At 74.4% G+C, this 14,656-nt stretch carries 11 protein-coding genes; 5 read left to right on the forward strand and 6 right to left on the reverse strand.

Going from position 1 to position 14,656, the window contains the following annotated elements; genetic code table 11:
• Positions 1-76 precede the first annotated feature (76 nt).
• Positions 77-928: a cupin-like domain-containing protein gene (locus K8Z49_RS24745; RefSeq protein WP_412515339.1), complete on the forward strand. Its 852-nt coding sequence runs from the start codon at positions 77-79 to the stop codon at positions 926-928.
• Between the two features lie 14 nt (positions 929-942).
• Here K8Z49_RS24745 and K8Z49_RS24750 read toward each other — a convergent pair whose 3' ends face one another.
• From K8Z49_RS24750 to K8Z49_RS24765, 4 genes are read right to left on the reverse strand one after another with little or no spacing between them, the layout of a single operon-like run.
• A complete protein-coding gene (locus tag K8Z49_RS24750) occupies positions 943-2,181 on the reverse strand; it encodes an acyl-CoA dehydrogenase family protein (RefSeq protein ID WP_412515340.1) in 1,239 nt (412 codons plus the stop codon).
• A gap of 4 nt (positions 2,182-2,185) precedes the next feature.
• A complete protein-coding gene (locus K8Z49_RS24755) occupies positions 2,186-2,458 on the reverse strand; it encodes a phosphopantetheine-binding protein (RefSeq protein WP_021599147.1) in 273 nt (90 codons plus the stop codon).
• Between the two features lie 39 nt (positions 2,459-2,497).
• The gene (locus tag K8Z49_RS24760) at positions 2,498-3,400 is read right to left on the reverse strand and encodes a transglutaminase domain-containing protein (protein ID WP_412515341.1); all 903 of its coding nucleotides are present in this window, start codon (positions 3,398-3,400) and stop codon (positions 2,498-2,500) included.
• Complete coding sequence (locus K8Z49_RS24765; protein WP_181663181.1) at positions 3,397-5,082, reverse strand: condensation domain-containing protein; 1,686 nt, start codon at positions 5,080-5,082, stop codon at positions 3,397-3,399. The genes K8Z49_RS24760 and K8Z49_RS24765 overlap by 4 nt, the downstream gene beginning before the upstream one ends.
• Before the next feature lie 192 nt (positions 5,083-5,274).
• Between K8Z49_RS24765 and K8Z49_RS24770 the strand changes: the two genes are divergently transcribed.
• Positions 5,275-6,846 (forward strand): FAD-dependent oxidoreductase, encoded by a 1,572-nt coding sequence (locus K8Z49_RS24770; RefSeq protein WP_412515342.1) that lies wholly within the window; start codon positions 5,275-5,277, stop codon positions 6,844-6,846.
• Complete coding sequence (locus tag K8Z49_RS24775; RefSeq protein ID WP_021599143.1) at positions 6,843-8,027, forward strand: aminotransferase class III-fold pyridoxal phosphate-dependent enzyme; 1,185 nt, start codon at positions 6,843-6,845, stop codon at positions 8,025-8,027. The genes K8Z49_RS24770 and K8Z49_RS24775 overlap by 4 nt, the downstream gene beginning before the upstream one ends.
• 928 nt (positions 8,028-8,955) lie before the next feature.
• On the opposite strand, the gene K8Z49_RS24780 is transcribed toward K8Z49_RS24775, so the two are convergent.
• Entirely contained in the window at positions 8,956-9,414 is a 459-nt protein-coding gene (locus K8Z49_RS24780; protein ID WP_052357381.1) for a DUF6069 family protein, read from the reverse strand.
• A gap of 113 nt (positions 9,415-9,527) precedes the next feature.
• Between K8Z49_RS24780 and K8Z49_RS24785 the strand changes: the two genes are divergently transcribed.
• Both K8Z49_RS24785 and K8Z49_RS24790 read left to right on the forward strand, forming a co-directional pair.
• On the forward strand, positions 9,528-10,202 hold the full coding sequence (locus K8Z49_RS24785; RefSeq protein WP_021596540.1) for a TetR/AcrR family transcriptional regulator: 675 nt from the start codon (positions 9,528-9,530) through the stop codon (positions 10,200-10,202).
• Entirely contained in the window at positions 10,199-10,591 is a 393-nt protein-coding gene (locus K8Z49_RS24790; RefSeq protein WP_021596539.1) for a nuclear transport factor 2 family protein, read from the forward strand. Before K8Z49_RS24785 ends, K8Z49_RS24790 begins: the two co-directional genes overlap by 4 nt.
• A gap of 18 nt (positions 10,592-10,609) precedes the next feature.
• On the opposite strand, the gene K8Z49_RS24795 is transcribed toward K8Z49_RS24790, so the two are convergent.
• Entirely contained in the window at positions 10,610-14,362 is a 3,753-nt protein-coding gene (locus tag K8Z49_RS24795; RefSeq protein ID WP_412515343.1) for a protein kinase domain-containing protein, read from the reverse strand.
• Positions 14,363-14,656 lie beyond the last annotated feature (294 nt).

A 14,656-nucleotide genomic window follows, 5' to 3' on the forward strand; every position in this document is an offset into this window, starting at 1 on the left:
CAGAATTCCCGTCGCGGCCGACAATTATCAGCACATCCGGACTAGCATTCGGAACCCCGAAGGGCGAAGGACGCGTATGAACGAGAGCCGCACGAACACGCTGCGCGGGAGCCGCGCGTACGAGACGCCGGTGCCCCGGATCCCGGTGACCGAAGTGGGCGATCTCGAACGGCTGGAGCGGGCCGGCACGCCCGTGATCGTCACCGGTCTCCAGCAGGGCTGGTCCGCCCCGGAACGCTGGACCCTCGACCATCTGCGGGAGACCGTCGGGTCCCGGCGGGTGCGCGTCGAGTTCTATCCCACCGGGTCGTTCTTCGATCCCGAGATCAACGTGGAAATGCGGTTCTCCGCGTATCTCGACCTGATCACGGCGACGGAGCCCGAGCAGTGCTACGTGTCCCAGGTTCCGCTGACCGAGGTCTTCCCCGAGCTGGTCCCTGATATCGAGGTCCCGGAGCTGCTGCATCCCGCACCGGGCCTGGGGGCCGCGTTCTTCCTCGGCCGCGACACCGTCACCGGGCTGCATTACCACAGCGCCAATCAGGCGCTGCAGTGCATGGTGGCCGGACGAAAGGACGTCACGCTCTTTCCACCGGAGGACCGCCGGCTGCTGGGTTACGAGCCGTGGTACTCCTACCGTTTCAATTTCAGCCGGATCGCGTTCGACCGCGAGCTGCGGCACGAGCGCGCCCACCCCTGGCGCTGCGAGGTGCGCGCCGGTGAGGCGCTGTTCATCCCGCTGTACTGGGGGCACCTCGTCCGCAGCCCCGGCTACTCGACGGCGGTGACGTTCTTCTGGGACCCGCTGGTGACGGGATGGAGCCACCCGCGGCTCAAACTGCTGTCGATGGCGGGCAACCTCACCCGCGACCTGGTCACCGTCCCGGCCCGCGGGCTGCTGGAGCGCACGGTCGGGCTGCCCGGCTGAGCCTCACCGGGACATCAGCGGGACATCAGCGCGAGGGTGGCGTTGGCGGCCGCCAGCCGGTCGTTGCCGATCATCAGCGGGGCGGACAGCAGATCGCGGACGATGCGGGCCACCGAGTACGGCCCGGTCTCGGCGTAGCCCGCCATGCCGCAGACCCGGAGGGCCCCCAGCGCGACCTGCACGGCGCTCTCCGACGCCGCGAGCTTGAGCGAGTTCATCTCGACCGCGAAGCCGACGGTCGGCGCGGCCGTCCCCGCCAGCACGGCATCGGCGCGGCCGGCCGCCTCGGTCAGCTGGGCCCGCGCCGCCGCCAGCCGCCATCTGACCTCGGCGACGCCGGGGCTCGGGGCGGGACCGCCCGCCGCGCGCCGCCGCGACCAGGCGACCGCGCGGTCCGCCGCCTCGGCCGCGAGGCCCAGCCACACCGCCGACCAGAGGACGTGCGCCAGCGGCGTCATGGCCCGTTCGACGATCTCGGCGAACGGGCGGGACAGCACCCGCCACCCCTCGAAACCGCCGCTCAGGCGCATGGGGGGACTGCACGTCCCGCGCATGCCGAGCGAATCCCACGGGCCGGTGACCTCCCGCTCGGTCCGGTCGGCGGCGAGCAGGACGGCGACCTGGTCGCCGGGGTCCGCGCCGGGCGCGCGGCGGGCGCTGACCAGGAACGCGCCGGCCTGCGGCCCGTAGGAGACGGTGGTGGCGTGCTTGACCAGCCGGTACGTCGGACCGGCCTCCCCGGGCGGCCCGTCCGCGCCGGGCTCGACGGCGCAGCGGCTGGTGCGCAGGTCGCCGCCGACCCCGGCCTCGCTGGTCACCGAGGCGACGAGCCGCTGCTCCCGGACGATCGCCTCGACCTCGGCCCCCAGCCGCGGGTCGTCCTCGCCCGGCGCGAGGCAGGCCAGCTGCACCTGCTGCATCGCCCAGATCATCGCGGTGGCGCCGCAGCCGCGGGCCAGCGCGGACGCCATCTCCGCCAGGGTCGGCACGTCCGCGCCCGGCCCGCCGAGGCGCGCGGGCGCCGCCGCCGCGAGCAGGCCGGCCGAGCGCAGCCCGCGCACGCCCTCCTCCGGGAAACGGGCGCGGCGGTCGACGTCGGCGGCGTGCTCGGCCAGCGTGCGGGCCAGCTCGCGGCAGGCGCCGACGGCCGACCCGGCGTCACCGGCCGTGCCCGCGTCGCCGGACCTCACCGCGTCGCCGGACCTCACCGCGTCGCCGGACGTCACCGCGTCGCCGGACGTCACCGTGTCCACCGGCTCAGACCCGGTCCCCGGCGCCGAGCAGGGTCTCCAGCGCCGCGGTGATCGACCCGAGCGTGCGGAAGGTCTCGCGCGTGAGCATGGTGTCGGGGAACTCGATCGCGAACTCCTCCTCGATCGCCACCATGACCTTGATCGTGGCGAACGAGTCCATGCCCAGATCCCACAGGTCGGTGTCCGGCCCGGCCCCGGCGAGCCCGCGCGGCGGGACGTCGCACCGCCGGAACACCTCGCGCAGCCGGTCCGCCACCGCCGTCGTCACTTCATCCATTCCAACGCCTCTTTCGTTGTCCGCGGGAGCCGTTCTCGGTCAGCTGAGCCGGGTGGCGAACGAAAGGCCGACGGGTTCGCCGTGGTCGAGGGCGAGCGGGCCGCCGGGTCCGTCGGCGAGCCGAACCAGAATCGCGCCCGTCGAACGGTAGATATCCCATTCACCGGCGTCAAGGATTCCCCAGCGCAGCATCGCTTTCACGATCAGCGGATCGTAGGGGACCCACCGGCCGTCCGTTTCAACTTCCGTCCAGAAGTGCGCGATGGAGAACGGCGGGGAAAGGATGACGCCCTGCGCGAGCCGGCATTTCAGCCCGCGCCTCTCCCCCTCCTCCGCCATGAGCCGCGCCGCCCCGTTGCAGTCGGCGATCCCGGTACGGCGGATGAACGCCGGATCGTTCCCGACCAGCGCCGGAAGGCGGACGAACCGCAGCCGGCCGAACTCCTCCAGCAGCGCGGCGGTCCCGGCGCCGGGCGCCGGCCACGACGTCCGGATCTCGCTGCGCAGGGCGGGCGGGGAATCCGGGTCGTAAGGGCGCCACCCGTCGGGGAAGCGCACCCTCAGCGAGCATTCCCCGCCCTCGTGCTCGACCCCGGAGCATTCCGGGATCGGCTCGACCTCCACCCGCGCCGGCGACCGGGACTTCGAGGCCCGCAGCCCGCGGCCCCAGGCGTCGGGGCCGTACGTCCAGACGTTCGCGACCCGCAGTTCAAGGGACACGTTGAGCAGGTCGAAATGGTCGAAGCAGGGACCGTCACCGCCGTCCGGGCGGTCCGCCGCCAGCCCGGCGGCGGCCATCGCCTTCAGGACGTCATCGGGCAGCAGATACGTCTCCGCCGCCCGCTCCCACGGCACCTCGAAATCCCTGGCCGCGTCCGGGATCAGCCGCAGCGTCTCCAGGAACTCCGCCACCTCCGCGGCCACGCCCCGGCCGCCGCTCACGCCCCGCCCTCCAGGACGAACCGACCGGGCACGACGGCGGTCTGCCGGCCGGGCAGCGCCCGCAGGCACGCGGCGCGCACGTCCTCGGCCGTGAGCCCGCCCGCCCGCGGCCGGAGCCGCGCGACGATCTCCTCGGTGCCGTCCGGTGCCCGTCCCGCCTCGACCCGCACGTCCGTCACGTCCACCGCCTCCCGCAGCATCCGCTCCACCGCGTCGAGGTCCACCCAGCAGCCGTCGTGCAGGACCCACCGTCCCGTCCGGACGGGTGGCGCGATCCCGGTGACCTCGCCGATCTCGTCCATCCGCACCTCCCGGCAGGCCGCCTGGACCAGCAGGTTCTCGATGCCGGACAGCAGGGCGCGCAGCTCGCCGGGGTCCACGAAGCGCGCGTCGGCGTGCACCGTGAGCCGCACCAGCTCGACGAGCTCGTCCGTCTCGTCCTCATAGGTGGAGGCGTTCTCGGCGTAGAGGGCGAACTTCTCCTGCTCGACCGCGTCCTCCACGCGGAAGCGGGTGTCCCGTGCGGCCTCCGCCAGCGCGGCCGCGTCGGTGGCCGCCGCCAGCGCGGCATCGGGTTCGGTGCGGGCGCGCATGTCGTTGAAGAAGCACGACAGGTCCAGGGCCACTCCGCGGCGGCGCTGCGCGGACGCGATGATCCCCGGCAGCCGGTCCCGGTCGTAGACGCCATGGCGCAGGGCGCGGATCGCGGCCTCCCACGCGTCCTCCACGACGTCCCGGAAGCGCGGGCGGTCCAGGTCGATCACGGCCGGGGTGCCCTGGATCATGCAGGCCACGGCGTTCACCTCGGCGTCGGCGAACCGGTTGGCCGAGATCAGCTGGACGGGGCAGCGCGGCATGCCGGTGTGCCGGCCGAGCGCCGCCGCGGTCGCGGCGAGGAGCACGGTGCTGCCGCTCACCGCGTACCGACGCGCCGCGGCGTTCAGCGCCGGCCCGACCGCGCGCGAGTACAGCGTCCCCGCGTGGTACCGGGGCGGCCCGTCCGGCTCCGTGGGGAACATGGTGCGCGGCGCGGTCTCCAGCACGGTCCGCCAGTGGCGCAGCGCCTTGGACAGCCGCCGCCGTCCCCGCGCGGAGCGCTCGTACCGCGCCTGCTCCAGCGGCTGCCGCGCCGGGGGCAGGGCGCCGTCGCCGCCGGTGCGCGCCGCCAGCAGCCGGCCGTAGTCGGCGGCGAGATTGCCGACCCCGGTGCCGTCCGCCGCGGTGTGCGCGGTGCACAGCAGCACCGCCACCGGCTTCCCGCCGGACAGGAAGACCGCCGGGCGCAGCGGCAGGTCGGCGGCCAGATCGAACGGTCGCCGCTCCACGTCCCGCCGGTGGTCGGCCACGGCGTCCCAGAGGGCCGCGGCGTCGTCGCCGATCTCCACCAGCGGCACGTCGATCGCGCCGTCCGCCCGCACCTCCTGCGTCAGCGCGCCGTCCCCGTCGCGGTACAGGACGGTCCGCAGGGACTGGTGGCGGACGACCAGCGTCCGCAGGCTCGCCAGCAGGTCGCCGACCGACAGCCCGGCGGGGACCTCGACCTCCTTGGACGGGTTGAAGAACGCGGTCCGGTGGTCCTTGGCGGCGATGTCCAGCCACAGCCCCTTCTGCCCGCAGGTCGCCGGCCCGATCGCGGCACCGGCGCCGGAGAATCGGCACGACCGCCATGTCACCGCTGCCATCGATTCCTCCTCGCTGACCCTCGCCCGACGCATCGGGAAGGCGCGGCGGAACGCGTCCGCATGCGGCGGGGAATACCCGGCGGAAAAACGCCGGACCCGCGCCGCGCCAAACCCGAAAAGCGGATCCGGCGATAGTGTGACCGCCGGCGGACCGCGTTGGCGAGAGTCGCTCGGAATCCGGGGTGAGATCTCTTGGGGAGCCGTTCCAGCCCTTATCTTGATACCGATGTCTGCATTGTCGGCGGCGGTGCGAGCGGTGCCGTCGCCGCCCACCTCCTGAGCCGTCGCGGGCTGCGCGTGCTCCTTCTGGAGGAGGGCGGCCGAATCGACGGCGGAGCCGGTCTCAAAGCCGTTGAACCCGACTGGGAGACGGCGCTCGTCCCGGGACGCGACGGCACATTCCGCCCGCTCGGAAAACCGTGGTCGGCCCGCGCGCTGGGCGGCGGCATGCGGTTGTTCGCCGGAATCGGCTTCCGCTTCCGGGAGGTCGATTTCGACGCCCGCGGGCATGTCGCCGCGGACGCGCTCGACCCCCGATGGCCGATCGGATACGGCGACCTGCGCCCCGGCTACGACGAGATCGAGGCCCTGTTCGGCATCGCCCGCGCCGACGGTGCCGACCCGCTGGAACCCCCGGCCGCCCCGCCCCGGATGCCGCCCCACCCGTTCAGCGCCCAGGGCGCCGTCCTCGCGGAGGCGGGCACCGCGCTCGGCCTGCGCCCGTTCCCGACACCGCTGTTGATCAACTCCGTCCCGTACCGGGGGCGCCCCGCCTGCGTGCACTGCGGCCCCTGCAACGAGTACGCCTGCCCCGTCGGCGCCAAGGCCGACGTCGCCGAGACCCTGCTGCGGACCGCCGCGCGCGGCGGGACGCTGACCGTCGCGACCCGGAGCAAGGCGCTGCGCATCGGCGCCGGCCGCTTCGACCGGGCCGACCACGTCGAATGGCTGGACCTGCGCGCGATGCGCCGGCACGTGACCCGCGCCCGGATCGTGGTGCTGGCGGCCAACGCGGTGCAGTCCGCGGCGCTGCTGCTGCGCTCGGGGAACCGGTGGTCGCCGGACGGGCTCGGCAACCGGTACGACATGGTCGGCCGCGGGCTCTGCTTCAAGGTCAGCGGCTACGCGAACGCGACCGTCCCGTCCGCCCGGGCTCCGGCCGGGCCGACGGCCGGACCGTTCTCGACGGTCGCCTTCACCGATCACTACCTCGACGACGCCAGCCCCACCGGCCTCGGCGGCGTCCTGTACGAGGCGAGCCCCGAGGACCGCGCCCCGCGCGCCGGACGGCTCCCCCTGCGCCTGCACTACCACGCCGCGGACCAGCCGATGTGGCGCAACCGCGTCCGGCTCGGCAGGGAGCCGACCCCGCTGGGCGTGCCGAAGCTGATCATGGACTACGCGACCCACCCGGTCGACCGGGCGCGGCTCGGCCACCTGGCGGACCGGGCCGCCCGGCTGCTGCGCTCGGCGGGCGCCACCGACGTCGCCTTCGAGGCGAGCCGTTACCAGCACGGCAGCCGGCACCTGCACGGCGGGTGCCGGGCGGGCGACGACCCGGCCGGCTCGGTGGTCGACCGGGACGGCCGCATGCACGACCTGGAGAACGTCTACGTCGTGGACGGCGGGTTCTTCCCCTACCCGGGCGGCGTCAACCCGACGTTGACCATCCTGGCGAACGCCGTCCGGATCTCCCGCCGCATCGTCGCCGGCCTGACCGCGGGCGCCGCCACCGCAGTCCCCCTCGGGAGGAGCACGTCATGACCGCAGCCGCTGAGATCCGCTGGGACCGGGCGCTCGGCGCCCACGCGTGGGACGCGTCCGGCGCCCGCCACATCGACCTGACCTCCTGCAGCGGCGCCGCCCCGCTCGGCGCCGGGTACGAACCCGTCCTGGACCGGGTGGTCGCCGAGCTGCGCCGCACCGGAGGCGTCGTACCCGAGCCGGCCTCGGCGCTGCGGGCGGAGGTGGCCGGGCGGCTGGCCCGGATCGTGCCCGCCGCCGAGACCGCCGAGTTCTTCCGCACCGGCTCGTGCGCGACCACGGCCGCCGTCCGCGTCGCGCGCCTCCACACCGCCGCCCGGACCGTGCTGACCAGCGGCTACCACGGCTGGCACGACTGGCAGCTCCAGTACCGGCCCGCGATGGCGCTGCCCGACCGCGACCCCGACACCGCCGACTTCGGCTACGACCTCGACGAGCTGGACCGGCTCGCCCGCCGCCGCGGCCCCGTCGCCGCGGTCATCGTCACCCCCGAGGTCAACTTCTTCCCGCCGGAGTACCTGCGCGAGCTGGCGCGCCTCACCCGCGACCACGGCGCCCTGCTGATCGTGGACGAGGTGATGACCGGGTTCCGGTACGCCTGGGGCGGCTACTCCGCCGCCGCGGGCGTCGCGCCGGACCTCCTCACGGTCAGCAAGGGCCTCGCCAACGGCTTCGCGCTGTCGGCGGTCGCGGGCCGGGCCGGCGTGATGGCCGCCGCCGCCCGCACCCACCTCGGCAACACCTACCAGCGGGAGACCACGCCCTACGCCGCCGCCCTCGCGACCCTGGACGCGTCCGCCGACGCCGTCGCGCGGATGGGCCGGATCGGCGCGGCGCTCATGGACGGCCTGAACGAGCTGTTCCTCAAGCACTCGGTCGAGGCGTGGGCGCTCTCGCATCCCACGATGTTCGACGTGGTGTTCGCCGACCCCGGGCAGGGCCGCGCCTTCTTCCGGCGCGTCCGGGACCGCGGCTTCGTCATCGGCTACGGCCAGCGCTTCATGCCCTCCGCGGCCCTCACGGACTCCGACGTCGACGCCTTCCTCTCCGCCGCCGCGTCCGAGCTCCCGGGTGCCGCGGGCGAGCGCGCGGGCCGGCCGAGCGGGGCCGCCGCGGCGGCGTTCGCCGGGGAGTTCTTCGCCGCGTCGCCGGCCTCGGTCTCGCGCTGGTCCATGGCGTGACGCGGGTCGCCGTGCGCGTGGCCCAGGGCGAGCAGCAGCCGCTCCAGCCCGAAGCCGACGCACGCCGTGTGCACCGGGCTCCCGTCCGGGGCGACGATCCCGAACGCCTCACCGAAATGGTCCTTGTGGTAGTTCGCTGACACGACCGCCTGGGCGACGTCCTCACCGACGGGCGCGGCCAGCTCCCACTTGAGGTCCTGGTCGCGCTGGGCCGACGCGAGCAGCCTGCCGCCGCGTCCGAAGAACGGATCGTTGGCGGGCCGGGCCGTCGCGGTGATGCCCAGGTCGCCGAGCCAGCGGCCCGCCACCGCGAGGACGCGGTCGCGCCAGGCCCGGCACTCCTCCGGGGAGCCGCCCAGCCGGACCACCTCGTACATGCGGAAGGAGCGCAGCCGACCCGGCTCGGCGGTGGCCTCGCTGCGGAAGCAGTGGCCGAGCACGCCGACCCCGGCCGGCGCGTCCAGCGTCCGCCCCTCGAAGAGCGGGTACACGTGATGGCAGGCGGCCGGCGCCAGGACGAGACCCGTGTCCGCGGCCCCTCCCACGGTGCCGAGCAGGTGCGCGAAGGACGCCGCGTACCCGGTGCGCTCCGCAACGGCCGCGTCCAGCACGGGCGGTGCGGCGAGATGCGTGCCGTACTCCCCGGCGAACGCCTCCCGCAGCCCGGCGACCATCCGTTCGACGGCATGCTCGGCCGGTCCGGGCGTGAGCACGACCCCCGGCGCGGAGGTCGCCACCGGGAACCCCTCCGGCGTGGACGCTGCGACCATCGTCCCCTCCTGTCACGGAACGCCCAGTCTCACAGGCACCGCCCCGGCCGGGCATCACCCGTCCAACGAATGACCACCCGGTCAGTTCCGGAAACGGCGGCGGCCCTCCGCGCCGGCCGGGGGCCGACGGGGAGGGCGCGGAGCCGCCCCGCGGATCGCTAGCGGGTGCGGCCGGGCAGGCGGCCGGCGACGAGCGGGATGACGATCGCGGCGGCCACCAGGTGGGTGGCGATGAGGGTGAGCCTCGTTCCGGTCGTGGCCGAGATGAGCAGGTCGGGCACGATCGACAGCGCGAGGAGCACGCCGGTGACGGCCAGGAAGGTGCGCTTGGGCGCGGCGGCCCAGCGGCGCAGCGCCACCGCCAGCAGCACCCCGATCGCGCTGAACAGCAGCGTCAGCTGGGTGAAGCCCATCAGCGGGATCGGCTCGCCCTCGATCTCCAGCGCCACGCCCGCGCCCCGCGCGACGGCGGCGATGACGGTGGTGGCGACGGCGGCCCCCACGCAGGCGACCAGGGCGGTGCGCCACATCGGGACGCCGCGGGCCGGGTTCGCGGAGCCGGTCACGGAAGTGGAGGCGGAGCCGAGGCCGCCGGTGGTGACGTCGGTCGTCGTCATGGTCTGACCTTGCCTTTCACGGAGGAGGGGATATCCGGTGGACGCTGTGTGTCCACCGGACACTTGATGTAAGCTAGACACATCGAGGCCGGATTGACAAGGGGAACGGTGAAATGAACGCGCTCTGGGATCTCCGCGACGAGCCGGAGAAGAAGCCGCGCATGCCGCTGTCGGTGTCCGCGATCGTCGACACCGCGATCGCGATCGCCGACACCGACGGCATCGACGCGGTCTCCATGCAGCGCATCGCCGGCGACCTCGGCTTCACCAAGATGTCGCTCTACCGCCACGTCGCCGGCAAGTCCGAGCTGCTCAGCCTCATGATCGACACGGCGGCGGGCGAGCCGCCCGACCTCGACGGGGTCTCCGGCGGCTGGCGGGCCAAGATGGAGGAGTTCGCCCGGCAGCTCGCCGAGGTGTGGCGGCGGCACCCGTGGCTGCCCAACGTCACCGTCGGCACCCGCGTCATGGGCCCCTGCGAGACCGGCTGGACCGAGACCGCGGTCGCCGCGCTGGCCGGAACCGGACTCACCGGCGACGAACGGCTGGCGGCCGCCTTCCTGCTGTTCGGCCACGTCCGCAACACCCAGTCGGTGGCCACCGCCGGCACCCAGGCATGGTCGGGCGGCAGCGAGATGGCCGAACTGATCCGCGGCCACGCCGACCTGTTCCCCGAGCTCAGCGACGCGCTGAGCGGCCCCACCCCGTGCCTGGACGACAACGCCCGCGCCTTCGGCCTGGACCGCCTCCTCGACGGCCTGGCCGTCCTGATCGAGCAGCGCTCATGACCGGCCGCACGCTGGCCAGGGCCTACCTCGGCGCCCTGGAGCGCGGCGACCTGGACGAGATCCTGGCGCTCTTCCACCCCGACGCGGTCGTCCACTCCCCGCTGTACGGGCCGTCGCCCGCCGCGGAGTTCTATCCGAGGCTGCTCGCCGACACCGGCTCGGCGGAGCTGCACCTGCGCGGAGCCACCGAGGGCGAGCGCCTCGTCGGCGTCTGGTTCCGCTTCGACTGGACGCTGCCCTCGGGCACCCCGGCCGGCTTCGAATGCGTCGACATGCTCGAACTCGACGGCGACGGCCTGATCACGACCCTGCGGATCTTCTACGACACCGTCACCACCCGCACCGCGTTCGAACGCGAGACCGGCGGCTCCTGGCGCGACACCCCCTGACGCCCCCGCCGGCGGCGATCACGCCGTCCCGCAGACGTCCCGGTAGCCGATCCCGGGCGGGACGTACTGCGCCCACTCGGCGCGGGTGAGGGTGCGTCCCGCGATGGCGCACGCGGTCGCCGCGGGGTTCGCGGGCATGGCGATGTTCCACCGCCGCACGGTGGCGGCGTTGTCGCCGGTGGTCAGCGAGGCCGCGTCCCGGCCGAAGGCCAGGGCGGTCACCGGGCCCGTGTGGCCGGCGAGGGGCGCGCCGATCTGGCTCTGCCCGGCGGTGTCCCACAGCTTGACGACCTCGTCGTCGCCGCCGGTGGCCAGAGTGCCGCCGTCCGGGCTGAACGCGAGCGACGTCACCCTGCCCGTGTGCCCGGTGAGCGGGGTGCCGACCTGCCGCCGATCGCGGACGTTCCACAGCACGGCCGTCCTGGTGGTGCCGATGGCCAGGGTCGTGTTGCCGGGACCGAAGGCCAGCGCGTTGACCTCGGTGGTGAGCCCGCTGATCGGCCGTCCGCGCTGTTTCCGCCCGGAGACGTCCCAGAGCTGGGCCGTCTGGTCGACGCCGACGGCGAGGGTCTTGCCATCGGGGCTGAACGCCAGTGCCGTCACCCCGTCGCTCTCGCCCGAACCGGTGGCGATGAGCGGCTCCTTCGTGACCAGGGCGTGCTTCTTCATGTCCCACAGGTGCACCTTGCCGTCGACCGACGTCTCGGTCCCCTGGCTCTGGACGCCGCCCCCGGTCGCGAGGAACCGGCCGTCGGGGCTGAACGCCATCGCGCTGACACTGCCGGCGTGCGCGCCATCGGTGCCGAACCACCGGCGCGCCCCCGGGTCCCAGATCCTGACCTGGCCGTAGTCGTTGCCGGTGGCGAAGGTCTTCCCGTCGGGAGCGACCACGACCCGCGACACCCCCGTCGACCCCGCCGTGTCGGCCGGCATCGGAACGGCGGGCGCCTTCTCCTTCCCGGTCGCGACGTCCCAGACCCGGAAGGAGCCGCCCGATTCGCTGTCGTAGGTGATCAGGGTCCGCCCGTCCGGGCTGGCTCCCTGCACCTGCGGCCCCTCGTCGCCCGGAGGAATGCCGATGCGACGCCCGGCGGCGAAGGGACGGTGGTCGGGCTGATGGACGGTGACGTCCCACAGCCGGACGGTCTTCCTGGAGCCGTCCCCGTCCAGGGAGACCACGGTGCTCTCACCGGCGAACGCCGCGACCCCCAGCAGGCCGCCGACGTCCGTCGCGATCGTGCCGACGTGCGTGCCGCCCGCCTCCCACAGCTGCGTGCCGATCACCACGACCCGCCCGTCCGGGCTGAACGGTCCCACCTCGCCACCGCTGGGCAGGGGGATGCGCCCGCCCCGCTGCCGGCCTGTCTGGGTGTCCCACAGGTACACGTCGAAGCCCTCACCCTGATCGGGGTCCCGGGTCTCCCGGGTGACGACGGTCCGCCCGTCCGGGCTCAGCGCCACCGCCGTGCCCTTCACCGGGAAGGACTTCCTGGGCCGGCCGGTGTTCAGATCCCACACCCGCAGAGTGGTCGGGCCTGGGCCGCCCACGACCGTGCCCGTGGCCACGGTCGCGGCGCCGGGGGCGATGACCGTGAAACCGTCGGGGTTGTTGTTCGTCGAGTGGGGGACGCCGGGACCGCGGCGGCTCAGTGTTCGCACGTCCCAGAGCGCGACGCCTTCGCCGTCGTCGACGGCAACGCTCTTCCCATCGGGAGTGAAGACCAGCGAGTTCGGCCGGGCGGTGACGGGCAGGTCGCCGAGCGGCCGGCGGGTGCGGACGTCCCAGAGCCGCACGGCGCGCTTCACCTCCTCGCCGCGTGGCGTGTCGGTCACCTCGGACGCCGCCGCGGCCAGCGTCCGGCCGTCGGGGCTCACCGCCACCGACAGGGGGAGGCTGCCGCTGGACGGGGTCAGCAACCGCAGGAAACCGCCCACCTGGCGGTGCGCCCGGACGTCCCACAGCGCGACCGTGCCGTCCGCGTTGCCGATCGCGAGCAGCCGCCCGCCGCGGTCGGCCGCGACCGCGACGGGATCGCCCTTGTACCCGCTCAGCACGCCGCGGGCCGGCTTGGTGACGAGGGTCAGCAGCGCGGCGCGGCTCTCTGGGGTCTCGCGGATGCTCTGCGCCGCGACGGCCAGCAGGGCCGCCTTGTCCGGCGCGGCGGCGCCGAACTGGCCGCTCAGCGCGGCCAGCTGCCGCGCGGCCGCGATGTCGCGCTGCTGGACCGTGGTCCGCTGCGCCTTGACCGCCCAGCCAGTGGCCGCCAGCGACAGCACCGTGGTCACCGCCATCGCGACGGCGACGGCGCGGACGCGGCGCGCACGCGCGGTCTGGGCGCGGGTGCTGGCGTCGAGCAGCCCGCGCTCCAGCCGGTTGAGGGACTGGCGGCGGCCGGCGGTCGCCCAGTGCACGGCCTCGTCGAGGCGGGCGCCGGTCAGCACGTCGCCGCGGCGCCGCCCGTGGTCGTCCCAGGTGCGGGCGGCCTGGCGGAGGCGATGGTGCGCCGCGAGCCCGGCGCGCTCGTCCTCGACCCAGTCCCGCAGCCTCGGCCAGGCCCGCAGCAACGCCGGGCGCGCCAGGACGACCTGCCCGCCGGTCACCACCAGCAGCGGATGGAAGGCCCGCACCACGCGCTCCATCGCCTGGGACTCGCCTTGCTCCTGCCGGTCGGCCAGCTCCGCGACCGGCACGGGACGGGTGGCCAGGCTTCCGTCCTCCCCGGGCACCACGCACCGCAGGAACACCTCGGGGACGAGGTCCCGCTCGCGCGGCGGCAGGGCGGTGTAGGCGTCCTCGGCGACCTTGCCGAGCGCCGGGTCGCCCGGCTCCCACCGGGTGTGCGGCCCCGCCTGCGCCACCCCCGCGGCGACCAGGCCGTCCAGATCGTCGGCGCCCTCGTTCGGGTCCCGGGTCAGCGCCGCCAGGATCGCCCGCGCGGACGGCCGCGCCAGCGGGTCCTTGGCCAGCGCCGACGCCACCAGGGGGCGCAGCGCGTCCGGCAGCGCGGTCAGGTCGGGGTCGTGGGTGCGGATCCGGTGGGCGATCTCGGGCAGCGTGCCGCCCCCGAAGGCGTGCTCGCCGGTCGCCGCGAACACCATGATCGCTCCCCAGGCGAACACGTCGGCCTCGGCCCCGGCGCGCTGCCCCGCGTACACCTCCGGCGCCATGTACCGCAGCGTGCCGGCGAACCCGCTGCCGGTGGCCGAGTGGGTGTCCAGCACCCGCGCGATGCCGAAATCGATCAGCCGGGGGCCGTCGGGCCCCAGCATCACGTTGCCGGGCTTGAGGTCGCGGTGCACCACCCTGGCCTGGTGGATGGTCGTCAGCGCCGTGATGATCCCGATGCCGAGGCGGTGCAGGTCGTCCCCGCCGAACCGGCGCCCCGGCCGCCCGCCCGTGCCCGCGACGGCGGCCTGGAGGCTCTGCCCGTCGATGTACTCGCTGACGATGAACGGCCGCGGCGGCTCCAGCCGCACCTGGAGGATCCTGGCGGTGCAGAAGGAGGCGACCCGCTGCGCGGCCCGCGCCTCCGCCGCCATCCGCTCCAGTTCCCCGGGTGAGTCCTCCGCCCCGTGCAGCACCTTGATCGCGACCCGGCCGCCGTCCGGGCCGTAGGCGTCGTACACCACTCCCTGGCCGCCGGCCCCGAGCCGGCCCGACAGCCAGAACTCGCCGATCTGCTGGGGGTCCCCGGGCTCCAGCCGATCCGGCATCGCGTCCACGTCCGCCTCCACCTCCGCCACCCGACCGTGATCAAGATGTGTGATCACGTCACTACGATGGCGCGAACCCGGGCGGAGTTCAGCGCAACGGGCATAGGCGTCCGGAGCCGTCGCCTTACAGGGCGCCTCCCCTCCCGATGCCACGGCCGCTTCCCCGGCGAAGGCGCACCTCGCGAGGCCTCCCGCGGCTGTCAGATGACGCGTCCGCCTGTACGGAGTGCCTGGCGAACAAGCTGACAACAACGATCTTCTTGTGGACACGCGGGTGATCCATGACCGTGGAATCCCGCCGAGGGCGTCACCGCCCGGCTCCCAGCTCCCAGCTCCCAAGCTTCCGCCGTC

This window comes from Actinomadura madurae (genome assembly GCF_047130825.1).
GTDB lineage: Bacteria > Actinomycetota > Actinomycetes > Streptosporangiales > Streptosporangiaceae > Spirillospora > Spirillospora madurae.

Excerpts from the sequence above, each read along its gene's own strand:
- K8Z49_RS24745 (WP_412515339.1), top strand. The coding sequence starts at position 77 with ATGAACGAGAGCCGCACGAACACGCTGCGCGGGAGCCGCGCGTACGAG.
- K8Z49_RS24755 (WP_021599147.1), bottom strand. The coding sequence starts at position 2,458 with ATGGATGAAGTGACGACGGCGGTGGCGGACCGGCTGCGCGAGGTGTTC.
- K8Z49_RS24765 (WP_181663181.1), bottom strand. The coding sequence starts at position 5,082 with ATGGCAGCGGTGACATGGCGGTCGTGCCGATTCTCCGGCGCCGGTGCC.
- K8Z49_RS24775 (WP_021599143.1), top strand. The coding sequence starts at position 6,843 with ATGACCGCAGCCGCTGAGATCCGCTGGGACCGGGCGCTCGGCGCCCAC.
- K8Z49_RS24780 (WP_052357381.1), bottom strand. The coding sequence starts at position 9,414 with ATGACGACGACCGACGTCACCACCGGCGGCCTCGGCTCCGCCTCCACT.
- K8Z49_RS24785 (WP_021596540.1), top strand. The coding sequence starts at position 9,528 with ATGAACGCGCTCTGGGATCTCCGCGACGAGCCGGAGAAGAAGCCGCGC.
- K8Z49_RS24790 (WP_021596539.1), top strand. The coding sequence starts at position 10,199 with ATGACCGGCCGCACGCTGGCCAGGGCCTACCTCGGCGCCCTGGAGCGC.